1 protein-coding gene is annotated in these 551 nt (G+C 55.9%); it reads right to left on the bottom strand.

The annotated features are described in order from the left end of the window. Positions 1–69: 69 nt before the first annotated feature. A partial coding sequence (locus tag NKI59_RS35035; RefSeq protein ID WP_502901161.1) for a hypothetical protein occupies positions 70–551 on the bottom strand: 482 nt, incomplete at its 5' end.

The raw sequence follows: 551 nt of genomic DNA, 5'->3' as shown, positions 1-551 counted from the left end.
GTCCAACACGGAAGCAAGCGAACCTCAAATGCAGTCTGTCTCACAACACTGCGCTGGCTATAGCCAAGTTCATTTCATCAGTCTCGTTGCAGAATTCGTTGTCAATAAGGCACTTGCGCCAGCAAGATAAATTGAGCCATTGCCGTTCATCTCGATCCGGTTGACCACAAAGATGCGAGGCTTACTGTCGGTCGACAATGCACCGCCACCTGTAAGAAAAAGCTTTTGTGACGGCAGATAGACTATACCGCCTAGATCTGTATCGCCACCGCCAATGAGCGTGGAGGTTCTCTCCACGCCTTGGGGTTTTTGAGCTAGCGCGATCCCCATCCACGGGCCGCTGGTCGGCGCCGTCAGGCGTAGCTTGGCGCCGGCCTGCATTGTGGTGGTGGCCTGATCGTCGAGTAGAACGATGGTGGTACCGTCAGCTGCATCGAGAACCGCGCCGGAGGAGAGCGAAAGCCCTCCCGTCCTGATAACATACGTTCCCGCGGCAAGATTGACCACCGCTCCGACCGATAGAGTGAGCCCTCCACAAAAAGTGCCGGGAA

This window comes from Mesorhizobium sp. M0598 (assembly GCF_040320865.1).
GTDB lineage: Bacteria > Pseudomonadota > Alphaproteobacteria > Rhizobiales > Rhizobiaceae > Mesorhizobium.
Note: the sequence above shows the minus strand (reverse complement) of the source record. Positions and strands in the feature narration are given on the sequence as shown.